The organism is Deinococcus sp. LM3, from assembly GCF_002017875.1.
Lineage (GTDB): Bacteria > Deinococcota > Deinococci > Deinococcales > Deinococcaceae > Deinococcus.
Genome location: NZ_MUFV01000004.1, coordinates 94,086 through 110,445, shown reverse-complemented (window position 1 = coordinate 110,445; position 16,360 = coordinate 94,086). Strand labels below are relative to the sequence as shown.

The following is a 16,360-nucleotide window of genomic DNA, read 5'->3' as shown; positions in this document are numbered from 1 at the left end:
TTGACCTGTATTCTGGCTAGGTGTCCACGACCCTGGATCAATTCATCCCTCAGTACCTTGAACGGAAGCAATGTTTAAAGGATCTACTCTTCGAAGGTCAGCCTCTCCTTTTCGTTGGTGCCGGTGTTGGCGCGAATTTGTTTCCAGTTTGGAAGAATCTTTTAAGAGAACTGCTGGAAGAAGCCGGTATCACACTGAGCGCAGAGCAACTTCTTCTTTCTGACCCAGAAAAAGCACAAATTGTTAAGGATAAGGATCCTGCTGTCTACAAACGCGTGGTGCGGCGTCACTTTGCTTCATGGCAGCCGACACATGAAAGGGTTCTGGCCCCGCTTGAACGCTTCAATTTACGGAGCATCATCACAACGAATTACGATGACGCGCTCCTTCAGAGATTTCAATATCGTCAATTCAGTGCAATTGTAACAAACCAACTTCATGTGGCGTTGCTGGCCGACGATAACAAATATATATATCATATCCATGGCGCGATTCGTGAAAACGAGCCTCCAGAAAGCGATTTAAATATAATTTTGTCCCAAGACGAGTATGACCAATATTATAAACATACTGACGTAATTCCAGATTTCATTAAGACGGCCATTGGTCAATATCCAACAGTATTTATAGGTGTATCCTTCGGGGATAAACACGTGACAGATGTATTGCAAAAATACACTGCGCAGGAACGCCAGTTGGTTTCAAACGGCACATCTCCACCCTCTAAAGATCGATTTGCGCTCATTCCACTAGAGATAGAGAATGATGATCAACAGGGTCGCCGTATCTTGGATTTCGACTATATAGATCAAAAAGAAGAAGAATTACAAAGGCTGGGTATTATACCAGTCTGGTTTCAAAGAGGCTCGCATTACAGAGGCCTGAGTGATCTATTAGAGCAATGGGCGAAAGAAGCGGCAAGTATACATCAGGGCATTCATGAGCAGAGGCCGGTGACACCATGACAATAAGTGTTTATAAATCCATAGTATATATTGAAGAATTAATTAACAAGCCACCTCCTAAGGATTTCTTAGAAATCATTGCATTAACCCAAAACACATTTGTAGATGCCTTTTTATTTGATACCTTATCTCGCCCTGATTGGCTCATCCCACTTATCAAAAATGAGTTTTTTTCTCAAGATTCGATCAATTCACATCCCTATCGCCTATCCTATCTTCAGCGACTGCTACCTGATGCTGTAGACCAGGTGAGCGAAATTCTGAAATATCAGAAAATTACCGCCCCACAAGCACGACAGGGATTCTTAAACCTTCTGACCTCGATGCCAGCCGACTTCCTCCGAGCCCACGTAGCCATGATAGAAGAATGGGCCCTTGAAGGGTCTCTTTCTAATTACGGCTATTCAATTGAAGCATTATTCGATAAAACATTAAATGACCAGGAATTTGAGGGTTTAGACTGGTTTATACTTCGAATCTTATTAATGCCCGCCCGAACCAATAATGATGACTATCTAAAATATGAATCCAATATTGATAGCTGGCGCGTCCAACACCTCTTGGAAAAACATCGCGAAGTTCTTCAAACACGGAGTTGGTTCATTCCACTTCTCATTGAAATATTGGCACAATTCACCAGTCTACAAGAAATAACGGCATCAAGATTTAACACAAATAGACACCATCTACTTCACCGCCAATATGATAACGATGATTCGCCCTCCGAAATGTTTATAAATCTTATCCTCGATTATATATCACAATCAGTTAAAACCAATAAACCGCTTGATGATATTTGGATGCAATTACGACGTTACCCATATGATCTCTTCACGCGAATCAGGTTAATCCTACTCGCCCAGATCTCGCAACCAGCTCTCTCCTGGATACGATCAAGCCTCCTAGATCAATACGCATTTAATAATTTGGCGGAGTATCGCGATGCCGCTCATGCCCATTTTTCCCGCCTGCCGGAGTCAGATCAGCAAACCGTCTGGAAGTGGGCGCAAATGGAGGAGTCACCTCTCATTCTTGCCTACTATCAAGAACACGAGCCCCAGAACATCACTAGATTCAAAGAACGTAGTCTCTGGCGAAAACTCCAACGTCTGCAGCCTCATATTCCTGAAAACTTAAAAGTTCAATGGATTACTTTGGCAGAGCAATATGGTCAACAAGAACGTCACAGCCCGGAATTTTTCACGAAAGAAGGCAGCAGTAGCACTCTTACGCCTCAGGCCATTGCCGCGTTAAATGTGCATGATGTTCTGGAAATTCTCAAAGGTGATCCACCAAGGACGGGTGATGAGCACTTTGACCATCTTCATGATCGCGTCTCCGGCCTACGAGATGTGCTTCGTCACGATGTACAACAACGCTATGAATCCTATTTCAGCGATATACAAGCATTAAAAACTATCCCGGCAGTATACTTGTCAACAATTATATATGCCGTGCGCGCGTTGCAAAATACTCCCCAACTACCCGTTCTCAATCTCGTTGATCTATTCCATTTTGCAAATCAGCAATCACAGAATAGCCCCGTTGACGATCAGAACTGGTCTTGGTGCGTAGGCAATCTGGCTGATCTTTTTGGCGATCACCTCCTAAAAGATGATGTAATTCGAGGAAGATTTGGCCATGCCGATGAAATTCTTTCGGCGTTAGAAGAAGCTTTACTCGATCCTCATCCGCTTGCAGAAAATTCACGCGACAGAAGGACCGATACAGACGTATACACAACTTCCCTAAATGTTACACGCGGTAAAGCCATGCACGCACTCATAAGATTTATCGGGTGGATGCATGATCTTTCCATTAAGCAACAAGAGCCGCGCGCAGAGATATCGCTTGCTAAAGCAAAGCGGATTTTAATTAATCACATTGCATCAGGCGAAGAACACAGTAATGCTGTATATGCGGCTGTAGTTCCAACACTCCCATGGATTACATACACTGATCCAGCCATCGGTATGCATTTGATAGAAATACTGCTTGCTCGTAGTAACCCACAAGTCTCACGACATGCGTGGACAACACATCTGAAATGGAATCGCTATTTTAGTCAGTTCTTTACAGAAATACGCTCTCTTTACGCGGCTTACGCATGCATTGACCTGCCTGCTCCAGCAGAAGCCGTGTGGGATACCGGCAAAGAAACACAACATCTATACGCTCAGCATATAGCCATGTTTTACATTCGGGGAGACATAAACCCAGGCGAAAGAGACAGAATTCTTGAAAACTTCTTGGAATATGGCAATACTAAATCGATAGCAGAAACAGTAGATTTTTTGAGTCGTAGCCTTAAAAATACAGAAGGTGAAGTTAAATTGTACGCAGAGCGACTAAAATCTTGGTGGGAACTACTTTACCAGCACCACAGATTCCAAAAATCTTACGCAGGAGATAAAAATATAGAAGATCAATTCGCGGCAATTTTTGGCAATCCCCGAATTGATCTCAATTGGAAATTGAACCATCTCAACAATATCGCGACGCAGTCATCTTTCTCTTCACAAAGCGCCGCAAGAATTATAAATGATCTTAATAAAATGAATGATATCGAAACATTACAAGCGACAGCACTGATTTCAAAAATTATTGAAAAAACAGAAGTTGATCTGCGAATCGCGCACCTGATGAGTGAGTTCCTTGAAAAGATCACGAATCAACGCGACGAGAATATTGATCAAATTGTGAATATCATTGTTGAACGCATGATGGAAGTGGGATACATACCGGGATTCCGTAGGTATCACCGCTAGCAGAATGTAAAGCGACCCCGCCACGACTAGCAAGTAGCTGAGCCCCAAGAGCTAGCAGCAAGCGTGAAAATACTGAAAGTGGACCGTCTAGAAAGGCAGTCCACTTTGATGATGCAGTCGAACTGTCCAAAGGATCAACGCACAACCACCCCAGGCCAGCGTTCTTTGGTCCAGAAAAATGGCCCCCCGCCACTCTCAGCAGGGGGCACCCAGCGATTCAGTTATAGATTGCTCTTGAGGGTAGTAGCGACCTTGAAAGCCACCTTCTTGCCGGCGGGAATCTGGATCTTCTCGCTGGTGCCGGGCTTCACGCCCGTGCGGGCAGCGGTCGCCTTCACGCTCAGGGTGCCCAGACCGGGCAGGCCCACGCTCTGGCCACCCTTGATGGCCTCCAGGATGACCTCCAGCGCGGCACTGACCGCTTCATCACTCTGCTTCCTCGTCAGGCCAGTCTTATCCGCAACCATCTCCACGAGCTGAGTCTTGGCAACCTTGTTGCTCTCAGCTTTGGCAGCAGGCGCAGCCTTCGCAGCGAGTGTCTTAGCAGCAGGCTTCGTCGCAGGGGCTTTCGCAAACTTTTTGGTCATGGCGCGAGTTTGACCGTTCCCGCGCCCAGACGCAAGACACCCACCGAGCGATCAGGCACCACAGCACATACGACACCCACTTCATCCCAGACTCCGCTACGCACCGCACCATCTCCGCACCCAGGCACGTCACCAGTCCACGCTCCAGTGCCAGCAACGCGGCGGCCGCCGCGCCGGCACCAGGAACACGTGCCGCACCCGCCCATCCGCACCCACCACCCGTTCCCCCGTCACGTGTATCGGCACCCCCGCACAGAACCACCCCGTCACTTGCCCCACGGCCTCCTCAGCGTGTCATGGCAGATCACCGCCCACGCCATCCCCGCGTCCACCGCTGCCTGGAAGTGCGCCCGGTAGTTCGCGGCGTCCCCGCCCACCCACCGCGCCGGACGACTCTTCACGCCCCGCCGCACTAGCCACAGCACCACCTCCCGCAGTTCCGGCAGTCACGCAGATGTCACCTGCGCGCCCTGCGCCAACAACGACGCACGTATCTGAGCGTTTCCCACTACACGGGCCGTGCCAGACTGGCATCACGATGGATCTCGACACCTTTATTGCCCGCTGGGCGGCGTCCGGCGGAGCTGAGCGCGCCAATTACGGTCAGTTCCTCAGCGAACTGTGCCGTGTGCTCGGCGTGCCCGAGCCGGAACCCACCCGCACCGACGACGCCGTCAACGCCTACGTCCTGGAGCGCACCGTGTACGAGGTGCATGACGACAGCGCGCCCACGCCGCGCCGCATCGACCTGTACCGCCGGGGCAGCTTCGTCCTGGAGGCGAAGCAAGGCGTCGAGAAGGAAGCCGCCGAGGAAGAGGAAGTGCGCGTCCGGGCCAGCAAGGGCAAGAAGACCAAGAAGGGTCACGGGACGCGCGGGACCGCCGGGTGGGACACCTTCATGCGCCGCGCCCGCACGCAGGCGGAAGGGTACGTGCGCCTCCTGCCGAAAGAGGAGGGCCGCCCGCCCTTCGTGCTGGTCGTGGATGTCGGGCATGTGATCGAGGTGTACGCGGAGTTCACCCGCAGCGGCGGCGCGTATCTGCCCTTTCCGGCGGCCGGACCGCACCGCATCACCCTGGAGGACCTCCGCCGCGAGGACATCCGCGAGCGGCTGCGGGCCATCTGGCTGGACCCGCTGAGTCTCGACCCGAGCCTGCACGCGGCGCAGGTAACGCGGAAGGTGGCGGTCACCCTGGCGCAGATCAGCCGCAGCATGGAGGGTCAGTCGGATGGGGACGGGAAGGCCCTGACGCCCGAGCGGGTCAGTGCGTTCCTGATGCGGATGATCTTCACGATGTTCGCCGAGGACGTCGGCCTGATCGAACGCGCGGCCTTCCGCACGAAGCTCAAGGACCTGCGCTCCCGCCCTGAAGGTTTCGTGGCGGCTGTGCGCGACATCTGGCAGGCCATGTCCAAGGGTGGGGAGAGCATCGCCCTGAACGCTCGCCTGAAGCACTTCAACGGTGGCCTGTTCGAGAACGTCGAGGTACTGCCCGTCACCCCAGCGCAGCTGGACCTGTTCATTGAGGCGGCTGAGCACAACTGGAGCGAGGTGGAACCCAGCATCTTCGGCACGCTTGTCGAGCGGGCGCTGGACCCCACCGAGCGGCATAAGCTGGGCGCGCACTACACGCCCCGCCCGTACGTGGAGCGGCTGGTGAACCACGTCGTCCTGACGCCCCTGCGCGAGGACTGGGGCGGCGTGCAGATCGAGGTGCAGGCCGCCCTCGATCAGGCCAAGGACCCGGAGAAGGCCCGCGTGAAGGCCCGCGGGCTGGTCGAGGCGTTCCTGTCCAAACTGCTGCAGCAGCGCGTCCTGGACCCGGCGTGCGGGACGGGGAACTTCCTGTACGTCAGCATGGAGCTGATCAAGCGCCTGGAGGCGGAAGTCATCGAGACGCTCGTGGACCTGGGCGGCACGCCGCCGCTGACGGACGTGAGCCCCGAGCAGTTCCTGGGCCTTGAACTGAACCCCCGCGCGGCGCGCGTGGCGGAACTGGTGCTGTGGATCGGGTACCTGCAGCTGTACGCCCGCTCGCACGGCGGGGCGGGACCGGCCGAACCGATCCTGAAGGCGTACCGGAACATCCGGCAGACGGACGCCGTGCTGACGTACAGCAGCCGGAAGCCCCACGTCGATAAGGCGGGGGTGCCCGTGACCCGCTGGGACGGCGTGACGCTCATCAAGGACCCGGTGACGGGGCGGGAGGTGCCGGACCCGGCGGCGCGGGTGCAGGACACCGTGTACGTGAAGCCCGGCAAGCCGCTGTGGCCCCCGGCGGACTTCATCGTGGGCAACCCACCGTTCATCGGGGCGGGGCCAATGCGCGAGGCGCTGGGCGACGGGTACGTGCAGGCGCTGCGCGCCACCTACAAGCCGAAGAAGGACGTGGTCGGCGTGCCGGACAGCGCGGACTTCGTGATGTTCTGGTGGCACAAGGCGGCGGTGCAGATGGCGAGCCTGCGGCGACTGCGGCGCTTCGGGTTCGTGACGACGAACTCCATCAAGCAGACGTTCAACCGCCGCGTCATCGAGGATCACCTGACGGCCAGCGCGAAGGACGCGCACCCGCTGAGCCTGGTGTACGCGGTGCCGGACCACCCGTGGGTGGACGAGGCGGACGGCGCGGCGGTGCGGATCGCGATGACGGTCGTGGCACGCGGGAAGCGGGACGGCCTGCTGGAACGTGTCGTGGAGGAGCAGGCTGGGGAGAACGGCGAGTACGCGGTGAAGACGGCCGCGCTGGTGGGGCGCATCAACGCCGACCTGACCGTGGGCGCGGACGTGACCGCCGCGACGGCCCTGAAGGCGATGGAGGGGATCAGCAGTCCTGGAGTGAAGTTGCACGGGGCAGGCTTCATCGTGCCGGTTCAGACCGAGGCTGATCCAGCGACGGGTTTCAAGGAACCTGATGCTATCGACCTGGGCCTGGGGCGCGCGCCGGGCATCGAGGGGGTGCTGCGCGAGTACCGGAATGGGCGTGACCTGACCAGTCGCCCGCGCCCTGTCCGGGTGATCGACCTGTTCGGCCTGACCGAGGAGGAGGCCCGCACGCGCTTCCCGGAGGTCTACCAGCACGTCCGCCTGACCGTGAAGCCGGAACGGGACGCCAAGGCGCACAGTAAGGATGGAGCCGGTTACGCGCGGCTGTGGTGGTGGTTCGGTAAACCCCGACAGGAACTCCGTCCTGCCCTGGCGGGCCTGCCGCGCTTCATCGCGACGGTGGAGACGAGCAAACACCGCTTCTTCCAGTTCCTCGACGCAAGCATCCTGCCCGACAACAAGCTGATCGCCATCGCCCACGACGATGCGTACGTGCTGGGCGTACTCAGCAGCCGCACCCACATGACCTGGGCGCTCGCGCAGGGCAGCCGACTGGGCGTCGGGAACGACCCGGTGTACGTGAAGTCCCGGTGCTTTGAGACGTTCCCCTTCCCGATCCCCACGCCCGCGCAGCAGCAGGCGATCCGCGAGAAGGCCGAAGCGCTCGACGCCCTGCGCAAGGCCCGCCTCGCCGCGCACGCGCACCTGACCATGACTGACCTGTACAACGTCCTGGAGAAGCTCCGGGGCGGCGCCGAACTCACCGACCGGGAACGCCGCACCCTGCAGGACGGCACCGTGACCGTGCTGCGCGAGTACCACGATGAACTGGACGCCTTGGTGCAGGCCGCGTACGGCTGGGAAGGGCAGTTGACCGACCAGGACGTCCTCGCGCGCCTGACCGACCTGAACGCCGCCCGCGCGCAAGAGGAACGCGCCGGGACGATCCGGTACCTGCGCCCCGACTACCAGGACCCCAGGGGGACCGCGGTGGGCGACCTGGGCATGAACGTGCAGGCCCCGGCCGCGGCGGCACTGGCGAAGCCGTCGTACCCGGAGCGGCTGGCGGAACAGTCGGCAGCGGTGCGTCAGGTGCTGGTCCTGGCCGAACGGGCCCTGTCGGCGGAGCAGGTGGCGTCGGCATTCAGTGGCGTGCGCGCCGGGACGGTGGACGAACTGCTGGAGCTGCTCGTGAAGCTCGGTCAGGTGCGGCAGGTCGGCACAGACACGGTCGCGTATGCGGCGTGAGGTTGTGGCGTGCGGCAGTTCGGCAACCCTGGTGAGGCGTGCGCCCCGCTCTCACCAGATGGGATCGATGCCGGGAGGCCCTGAGTGACGGCTCTCAGGTGGGCGCTCCCGTACATCCAGTACGGTGGCGGGATCTACAGCAGCGCGGCGGATCAGGCGAAGAGCGCTGGGAAGGGCCTGTACGCGGGCACCTTCCAGAACCCGTGGGACTACCGCAAGAATCCGGGCAGTCCGCCCACGGCCGGGACAGCCCGCACGAACACCGTGCCGCCCGTCCCGGCCACGATCAGCGTCACCTACGCGAACTGCGCGGCCGTACGGGCTGCCGGGCAAGCCCCGCTGCTGCGCGGGCAGCCAGGATACGCGCCGAAGCTCGACCGGGATAACGATGGCGCCGCCCGCGAGTGATCGGGCGCGCCCCGTCACGGATCGAGTGCCCGTCCCAGCCCTGCCATCCCCGGTCCTGGCCTGGCTGATGCTGTGCGGGCTGCTGAGCGGGATCACATTCGCCCAGCAACTCATCTCCCCTCTTCCCGCAGGGTGGTGGATTTGGGCTCTGGTCCCACTCGCCGTCCTGGTGACCACGTTCCTGCTGAAGAAGACACGAGGGTCGCGCCTGTTCGCGACGAGTGTACTACTGACTCTTGGGTGGGTGTTCGGCGTGCTCCTGCGCCTGGCCGTGTGGGCCGCGTTAACCGTCATGCTGACGACTGCAACCGGATGAGGGGGACGATCCTGCTTCACTGCGTGCTGCCCAGGGCATTCAGCGGCAGCGGTCATACCCGCTGACCCAGCACTGCCCGCCCGTCGACGTGGCCGGTAAGGGGCCGTGACAACTGTAAAATACAAAAGTCGCGTTAGGAAGGCAGGTTACAATCTGAGGAATGCCCTTTGACTTCCTGACGGATGACCACCTGGCCCAGTACGGTCAGTACAAAGGTGACCCGACCGTTCAGCAGCTTCAGGACTATTTTCTGCTGACCCCGGCGCAGCTTCAGCACATTGCAACGTTGCGCTTTCCCCACACCAAACTGGGTTTCGCCATCCAGCTCTGCACCGTTCAGTTTTTAGGCACTTTTCTGACTGACCCACTGAACGTGCCCGACAGCGTTGTGCGCACCCTCGCCATTCAGCTGGGGCTGTCCAAAATGGTGGACCTGCCCCGGTATCTTGAGCGGCGCGCGACCCGGTTTACCCATCAAATCACCATCCGGCAAATGCTCGGCTACAAGGACTTCGACCAGGTCGAAGTCCTTCATCTGATGCGCTTTCTGTACTGCCACCTTTTGGTGGCGGATGAACGCCCCATCGAACTGTTTGATCGATTGACCCAGCGCTTGGTCGAACGCAAAGTGGTGTTGCCTGGCCCAACGGTGTTGGGCCGTATCGTCATCCGTGTGCGGGAACGGGTCGCTACCCATCTTCATCGCCAGTTGGCCGGCTGTCTGACCGACGTCCAGGTTGACGCTCTGGACGCCCTGCTGATTGTGCCCCCCAACCAGCGCCGCAGTCCTCTGGACGTGCTGAGAACCCCACCGACGCGGCAAACCTCGGTGGGCTTGCTCCAGTCGTTACACCGTTTGGACCAGCTCCGGGCGATTGGGGTCAGCGACGTGGCACTGCCGTTTGTGCCCGGGGCGCGACTCAAAGCGCTCAGCCGACATGGCCTCACGGCCTGGACTGGGCACCTCAGTCAGATGGCGGCGTCCCGCCGCCAGGCCACGCTCTTGGCGGTGGTGCTCCACCTGGAACGCAGCGCCACCGATGATGTGCTGGACATCTTTAATGCCGTCATGATGGAGCTGTCTCTTAGTGGAGAACGGCTGCGGCGAAAGACCCGTCTGCGGAGCCTTAAGGACCTGGATGCCGCTGCCCTCCTGCTCCGAGACGCGGTTCAGGTGCTGCTGGACCCGGACGTCCCAGCGGCCACCGTCCGAGATGTCATTTTCGCGCATCTGGGCACCGCACCGCTCAGCGGTGCGGTGCAGGCCGTCTCCGACCTCGCCAGTGGACAGGACGACACCGTCGCGGAAGCCTGGGTGGAAACCACTGCCACCATCAGCCGCTTTCTGCCCAGCCTGCTGGGCAGTCTCCGTTTTGAAGGTACCGCCGTCGCCGCCCCCACGCTGGCCGCCCTGAACTTTTTGAAAGGGGAATCAGGAAAGCGGCGCAGTTGGAAACAGGCCCCTACCGCATTTATTCCCAAATCCTGGGAAGGGGTCGTTCGTCCTGGCCGCGACGTTGACCCCCAGGCCTACCGGGTGTGTGCCGCTTATCTGCTCCACACGCTGCTGAAACGGCGCGAAATCTTTGTCCGCGTGAGTCTGCGCTACGGCGACCCCCGCGCCCAGCTGCTTCAGGGCCAAGTGTGGGAACAGTTCCGGCCAGAGATTGTGCGGAGTTTGGGCTGGTCCACTGATCCAGCAGTGGAACTCGCGGCCCTGACCGAACAACTCGACCAGGCGTATCACCGCGCGGCGGCAAGTCTACCCGGCAATTCAGCGGTTCGCCTGGAAAAACGTGACAAGGGGGCCACGCTCGTCGTGGCCCCGCTGAACGCGGTGCCCATCCCAGAAAGCCTGTTGACCCTCCAGACTCAGGTGGATGCCCGGCTCCCCGATATCGATTTGTCAGAACTTCTCCTGGAAGTCCATGCCTGCACGAGCTTCGCGTTCGAGTTTGACCACGCTGGAGAAAATCCCGCCAGGATGAGTGATTTTGCGGTGAGTCTGTGTGCGGTCCTCGTCGCGGGGGCGTGTAACATTGACCTGAAGTCGGTGGCGCAGCCCACCCATCCGGCCCTGACCCTCGCCCGATTGAATTGGGTTAAGCAGCAGTATCTGCGTGCTGATACGCTCACACGGGCCAATGCCTGCCTAGTGGCGGCGCAAGCGGCTATGCCGCTTGCCCAGGTGTGGGTGACAGGCGACACCGCGAGTGCGGATGGACTGCGGTTCAGCACGCCTCTACGCAACACCGTGGCAGCCCCCAACCGAAAATATTTCGGTGCTGGACGCGGCGTGACCTTCTACGTGTTGAATTCCGACCAGTACACCGGCCTGCATGGCCGGGTCATTCCGGGTACCCTGCGCGACAGTTTGTACATTTTGGGCGGGTTGCTGGAACAGCAAACCGTCTTGAAGCCCACCGAGGTCATGAGCGATACCGCCGGTTACAGCGACGTGGTGTTCGGCCTGTTTCATCTGCTGGGGTATCAGTTCAGCCCGCGCCTAGCCGACATTGGGGAAACCCGCTACTGGCGGTTGAACCGGCAGGCGAACTATGGCGACCTCAATGAGGTCGCCCGCTCGCACATCAACACGGGTCTGATTGCCGCGCACTGGGACGACCTGCTACGAGTGGCCGGGTCTCTGAAACAGGGGACGGTACCAGCCCCAGACATCATGCGGGTGCTGGGCAAAGGGGGCAGCCTGTCGGGGCTGGGCAAAGCCGTCGCAGAACTGGGCCGTATTGCCAAGACTCTGTACCTGCTGAACTACGTGCAGAGTGAGCCATACCGCCGCCGGATTCAGACCCAGCTCAATCGTGGCGAAGCGGTGTGGACGCTGGCCCGCAAGATTTTCCACGGGGAGAAAGGAGAACTCCGTCAGCGCTACCGAGAAGGCATGGAAGACCAACTCGGAGCACTCGGATTGGTGGTGAATGCGGTGACCTTCTGGAATACTCGGTATCTGACCGCAGCGCTGGGGTGGCTGGAAGCCATTGGGGAGGACGTGTACCCGCAAGATGTCGTGCGGCTCTCCCCGCTGAAATACGCGCACATCAACATGCTGGGGCGCTATCACTTTGAGATGGCGGACGATATCGCGGCAGGGGCCTTGCGGCCCCTGCGTGATCCCGATGCCCTTCAATCAGAGTGGCTGTTCTAACATCATGTTTTCGAGTTAGTGACTATCAGTTTGGTCCTATGGCTGTCGTTGAATTGATCTAAGAGCAACAGAAAATTTAATCAGGCCAAGTAGGACGAGACCGCCGTAAAAGAGAGCGAGCCACAACTGATCCTCGCTGACAGCCTCAAAAGTCTTGAAGGTAAAAGACACGAGGAGAACGAGAAAAACGAGGAATCGCCAGAGCATAGTCGCTACCACCTCCCTGGGTCACCAACACACCCATTCGCACACAAGTTCACCGGGTTTGCACTTATTATAGAACTCCCAGACCAATAGAGCTCATTTTCAGTGCAACTAACCGCACGGCAACATAGTGTTATATTGTAATCTATCTTACTAACGCGACTTTTGTATTTTGCAGTTGTCACGGCCCGTAAGGTCGAAACGGTGCTCACCGTTGCCTGAAATTGGGTTCACGCGAGAGTTGGAACAGAAATTCCCGCTTAGCACATCAACGTGCATGGATCTCATAGAGAAGCGGTCATCACTGTCTGTCATCAGCACTGCACTTGACTGAGACGGACTGCAGTCAAGCACCTGCAGCTATGCCGCTCCATCTCGGCTGTCATGCTGATCCCTACACATGATTCCCCCTGGTTGAACTGGATAGAGTTTGGTGGAGGGTAAGTTCAGTGTGATCCACACTGGAGGACAGAATGTCCGTACCCAAGCAGCAATTCACCGCTGAGTTCAAACAAGAAGCCGTCCGGCTGGTCCGCACGACCGGAAAGAGTTGCGCCCAGATTGCCCGTGACCTCGGCGTTCCCCCTCACTACGTTGTCCGGTGGAAGCAGCAGCAGAACACCCAGACGGCCGCCGGCCGCCGGGCGGGGCATCCCCGCCCTTTCACCACAGGAGGCTCGACTGGGGGAACTGGAGCGGGAACTGGAAATTGCACGACAGGAACGGGATATCCTGAAAAAAGCACTGGCCTGTCTTGGCCAGTATCACCCCGACGAATGCCCCTCAGGACGCGCGCTTTCAACAGGCAGAGCGCCCTGCAGCCAGCGCTGCACCTCCTGGTCGTGCTGAATGGACACGCGCTGCAACGCCGCCTCCAGTGCGTCATTCACGGCACCGCCCTCCAGCAATGCGGCCGATTCATTGCCCAGCCCTTCCGGCGCTTGCAGGAGCCAGTGGGACGGGAGCCGCTGGAAGCGGAACACGTCGCCGCCACCAGCGATATCGTCGAGGTTGAGTGGGTCGAGCCGCAGCTTCTGTAAGAAGGCCTCGTGAAAGATCAAGGTGGGCCACACCCGCGTCCAGGGCAGTGTCCCGCGAGCCCACAGGTCGTCCAAACTCTCCTCGGAGGCGCTCCACGCAAAGGTCACGTTCAGCAGGCCCACGACTTGACGGGCCACCGCCCAGCCTCGCGGAGCGCCCTGCACCGTTCGTCGCAGGGACGTGGACAGGGAGAGGCGCAGTAGCGTGTGATGTGCCAGCGGTACATGCTGCTGGTCGGAGAGCAGGCGTGCGACCTGCACGAGCGGCACGTCCTCACCCAACCGTGCCGCCCGGTGCCACCCGTCCAATTCGGCAGCTGTGCAGGACGCCGGATGCAGCGCCCAGACGTTCACGGTGTCTTCGTCAGGGACCTGACTCCAGCGCAGATTCACGTCCACGGGAGGCAGCGCCGCGTGCGTGGACGGCACCAGCAGCATGAGGGTGTAGGGAGCGCCACTCATCCGAGGTCACCTCCTGAACCCCGTGCCGTTCCGGGAGGCGCGGGCCGCCACGGCGGCCTCACCCCCACGGCCACGGGAGGGGACTGCTCGCCTGCCCCGCGCGCGCGCGAGGTCCCCCGCCACCACGCGCAGGTCCAGGTCATCGACGATCAGCCGCAGGTTCCGCAGCAGGCGCGCCACCGGCACGTCCAGTACGCCCGGCCCGCGCAGGTGCCGCAGGTACGCCCGTGCCGCCGCCTGATCCGCCTGCGGGAGGTCGGACTGCCCGGCTCCTTCCGCAGGACGCGGCCCATCGTGTCCAGGTGGAAGTGCATGGGCGCGCGGGCGTCCACGTCCGGCACGGGCGGCAGGAACCTCAGCAGCGCCTCCACCAGCGGCCACCGCGCCGCCGCCGTCACGCCCGTCACCGTTTCGGCGTGAGGGTCGCGGTGCACACCAGCACGCCGCCCGCCTTGGCCGCGCAGTTCGTCATCACCGCGTCGTACGCCGAAGCGGCGGGCGCCGCGGGCGCCTGAACCGGCGTGGCCGGGCGTGCCCCCGACCCCACCGGCACGTTCCGGATGGCCGAGCCGGACACCGTCACCACCGGGAACGTCGTCGCGGACGTGGGGAACAGAGCCGAGACCTTCACCGGCACGTTCCGGAACGTCTTGATGCTGGACGGGTACGCCGTCCAGTTCGCGTTCGCCACGCTCAGCGCCTGCGCGGGCACGTTCCGGCCGTCCACCGCCACCGCCACGAACCAGCTCGTCTGGAAGAACATGCTGCGCTCCTCCAGCGGCGTGTACAGGAAGTCGCACTTCGTGCCCTGTTCCACCCCGTAGCAGGCCTGCAGGTCGTACGCGCCGTTCGGGAACACCACCCGCTGCGCGCCCGCTACGGCGGGCAGGGTCAGGGCGGTCAGGACGATCAGGGCAGGGAGGCGCGTCATGCGCCGAGCGTACCGCCCCGGCGGGGCGCTGCGGGGCGCACATGCGCGCCACGTGATCCAGGATCGGGCCGGGCACTTCAGCAACTGCCTGCGCGGCAGCTGAGGCACGTCGAGTCTGAGCGGGGCGCTAGCCTACCCCCATGATCTCCCCGGTCTCCCTGCACTTCCAGCCGCCCGAACCCCCCGCAGACCGTGACTGGCCGCCCTTCGTGCGTCTCAATTATGGGCAGTACGAGCGGCTGTACGACTCAGGCGGCAGCGACCCCTACCCCCTGCAGTGGACAGGGTGGCTGATCCGCTACGCCCACCACGTGTTGGGGCTCCTGCACGACGGACTGGACCGCACGTCCGACGACGCCGTGCTGGCCGCCGCCACCCTGAAGGACCTCGCGGAAGAGCTGAGCGCTCAAGACGACGAGCTGGCGCGCGAGTTGCTGCTGGACGTCCAGGGGCTGCTGCTCGCCCGCCTGCGCACCTGTCAGCTCCCCACCACCCCCGACCTGTACAGCGTGACCGAAGCGGCGGCCGTCCTCGATCGGTGGGGGTCCGCTGGTGACGACGTGCACACCGAAGCCGCGCGCCTGCTCCGGGCGTACCTGGAGGACGTGCACTCGGTGCTGGGGCGCTCCCAGGTCCAGCAGATCAGGCGCACCAACGTCGTTCAGGATCAGACGCCTGCCGAGTTGCGCGAAAGCGCCATCCAGCACCTGCGCCAACTGCTGGCCGACGTGGAGACGGGCACGCTGGACCTGCGCGAGGTGAGCGTGACATGCCGGGGCACGCTGGAGACGATCACCCTGCAGGGCCGCCGCACGGTTGAAGCCGGGCAGGACAGCTGAGGGGCCGCCCGCAGGCCTGCACGCAGCAGTGCTGACAGCGGTTTTCAGAGGCATTGAGGGAAAAGACAATGCTGAAACCAGCCAGCGCAATCTTTTGGGCGGACGGCTTCCAACGCCACCCGGATCGCTTCACTGACGGTCGTTTTCGACCGTGCCTCCAGACGTCGCGTCTGCGACTTCACTTTCGAAAACATCAGTTCAATCGGACTCAAATCTGGCGAATACGGCGGTAGAAACACCAGTTGCGCGCCTGTCGCTTCAATCGACGTGCGCACCGCCGTGAGGAGGGTTTCAGCAGCCGCCGCATGGCCCGTCGCCACCCGGGCCCACGCCCGCTTGCGTCACGCTGGGCGGCGCGCCCCTGGGCGTCTCGAGCAGGGCCAGCACGTCCGCGCGCAGCAGGCGCCCACCCCGTGCGTGCGGCGCGACCTGCGCCGCCGGCAGGCCCAGCAGCAGCGCCACCTCCTCCACCGTGAGCACTTGTTCAGCGGACCGGCTCAGCTGCCAGCGGACCGCCTCGCGCAGCCACGGGGGCAGGTGGGCGGCCAGGCCGGTCACGCCCCCACCCCGCCGGGCAGGGTGTCAGAGAGGGCAGCAGGCCT

At 60.5% G+C, this 16,360-nt stretch carries 11 protein-coding genes and 1 pseudogene; 7 read left to right on the top strand and 5 right to left on the bottom strand.

Translation table 11 applies throughout. The features are described from left to right. Window positions 1–20: 20 nt before the first annotated feature. Window positions 21–965, top strand: a complete 945-nt coding sequence (locus tag BXU09_RS17770; RefSeq protein ID WP_078305669.1) for an SIR2 family protein — start codon at window positions 21–23, stop codon at window positions 963–965. After that, on the top strand, window positions 962–3,733 hold the full coding sequence (locus tag BXU09_RS20550) for a hypothetical protein (protein ID WP_144012351.1): 2,772 nt from the start codon (window positions 962–964) through the stop codon (window positions 3,731–3,733). Before BXU09_RS17770 ends, BXU09_RS20550 begins: the two co-directional genes overlap by 4 nt. Before the next feature lie 221 nt (window positions 3,734–3,954). On the opposite strand, the gene BXU09_RS17765 is transcribed toward BXU09_RS20550, so the two are convergent. Next, window positions 3,955–4,320 carry an HU family DNA-binding protein gene (locus tag BXU09_RS17765; RefSeq protein ID WP_078305668.1) on the bottom strand — a complete coding sequence of 122 codons (366 nt, stop codon included), beginning with the start codon at window positions 4,318–4,320 and terminating at the stop codon, window positions 3,955–3,957. Between the two features lie 538 nt (window positions 4,321–4,858). Between BXU09_RS17765 and BXU09_RS17760 the strand changes: the two genes are divergently transcribed. From BXU09_RS17760 to BXU09_RS17745, 3 genes are all read left to right on the top strand, one after another. After that, the gene (locus tag BXU09_RS17760; RefSeq protein ID WP_078305667.1) at window positions 4,859–8,392 is read left to right on the top strand and encodes a DNA methyltransferase; all 3,534 of its coding nucleotides are present in this window, start codon (window positions 4,859–4,861) and stop codon (window positions 8,390–8,392) included. Window positions 8,393–8,476: 84 nt separating this feature from the next. After that, entirely contained in the window at window positions 8,477–8,800 is a 324-nt protein-coding gene (locus BXU09_RS17755; protein ID WP_078305666.1) for an excalibur calcium-binding domain-containing protein, read from the top strand. 476 nt (window positions 8,801–9,276) lie between these two features. Further along, on the top strand, window positions 9,277–12,282 hold the full coding sequence (locus BXU09_RS17745) for a Tn3 family transposase (RefSeq protein WP_078305664.1): 3,006 nt from the start codon (window positions 9,277–9,279) through the stop codon (window positions 12,280–12,282). Between the two features lie 968 nt (window positions 12,283–13,250). Here the strand turns inward: BXU09_RS17745 and BXU09_RS21720 are convergent. Next, complete coding sequence (locus tag BXU09_RS21720; RefSeq protein WP_240501490.1) at window positions 13,251–13,964, bottom strand: hypothetical protein; 714 nt, start codon at window positions 13,962–13,964, stop codon at window positions 13,251–13,253. On the opposite strand from BXU09_RS21720, the gene BXU09_RS20540 reads away from it, so the two are divergent. Continuing rightward, window positions 13,941–14,408: a hypothetical protein gene (locus BXU09_RS20540; RefSeq protein WP_144012350.1), complete on the top strand. Its 468-nt coding sequence runs from the start codon at window positions 13,941–13,943 to the stop codon at window positions 14,406–14,408. The genes BXU09_RS21720 and BXU09_RS20540 overlap by 24 nt on opposite strands. On the opposite strand, the gene BXU09_RS17730 is transcribed toward BXU09_RS20540, so the two are convergent. Continuing rightward, entirely contained in the window at window positions 14,392–14,919 is a 528-nt protein-coding gene (locus BXU09_RS17730) for a hypothetical protein (protein ID WP_078305661.1), read from the bottom strand. The two genes, BXU09_RS20540 and BXU09_RS17730, sit on opposite strands and share 17 nt — an antisense overlap. A gap of 140 nt (window positions 14,920–15,059) precedes the next feature. On the opposite strand from BXU09_RS17730, the gene BXU09_RS17725 reads away from it, so the two are divergent. Next, window positions 15,060–15,758: a hypothetical protein gene (locus BXU09_RS17725; RefSeq protein ID WP_078305660.1), complete on the top strand. Its 699-nt coding sequence runs from the start codon at window positions 15,060–15,062 to the stop codon at window positions 15,756–15,758. A gap of 44 nt (window positions 15,759–15,802) precedes the next feature. Here the strand turns inward: BXU09_RS17725 and BXU09_RS22140 are convergent. Beyond that, window positions 15,803–16,036, bottom strand: a pseudogene (locus tag BXU09_RS22140) (transposase); the annotation flags it as partial. A gap of 13 nt (window positions 16,037–16,049) precedes the next feature. After that, window positions 16,050–16,316 (bottom strand): hypothetical protein, encoded by a 267-nt coding sequence (locus BXU09_RS17715; RefSeq protein WP_078305658.1) that lies wholly within the window; start codon window positions 16,314–16,316, stop codon window positions 16,050–16,052. Between the last annotated feature and the right edge of the window lie 44 nt (window positions 16,317–16,360).

Excerpts from the sequence above, each read along its gene's own strand:
- BXU09_RS20550 (WP_144012351.1), top strand. The coding sequence starts at position 962 with ATGACAATAAGTGTTTATAAATCCATAGTATATATTGAAGAATTAATT.
- BXU09_RS17765 (WP_078305668.1), bottom strand. The coding sequence starts at position 4,320 with ATGACCAAAAAGTTTGCGAAAGCCCCTGCGACGAAGCCTGCTGCTAAG.
- BXU09_RS17760 (WP_078305667.1), top strand. The coding sequence starts at position 4,859 with ATGGATCTCGACACCTTTATTGCCCGCTGGGCGGCGTCCGGCGGAGCT.
- BXU09_RS17745 (WP_078305664.1), top strand. The coding sequence starts at position 9,277 with ATGCCCTTTGACTTCCTGACGGATGACCACCTGGCCCAGTACGGTCAG.
- BXU09_RS21720 (WP_240501490.1), bottom strand. The coding sequence starts at position 13,964 with ATGCTGCTGGTGCCGTCCACGCACGCGGCGCTGCCTCCCGTGGACGTG.
- BXU09_RS17730 (WP_078305661.1), bottom strand. The coding sequence starts at position 14,919 with ATGACGCGCCTCCCTGCCCTGATCGTCCTGACCGCCCTGACCCTGCCC.
- BXU09_RS17725 (WP_078305660.1), top strand. The coding sequence starts at position 15,060 with ATGATCTCCCCGGTCTCCCTGCACTTCCAGCCGCCCGAACCCCCCGCA.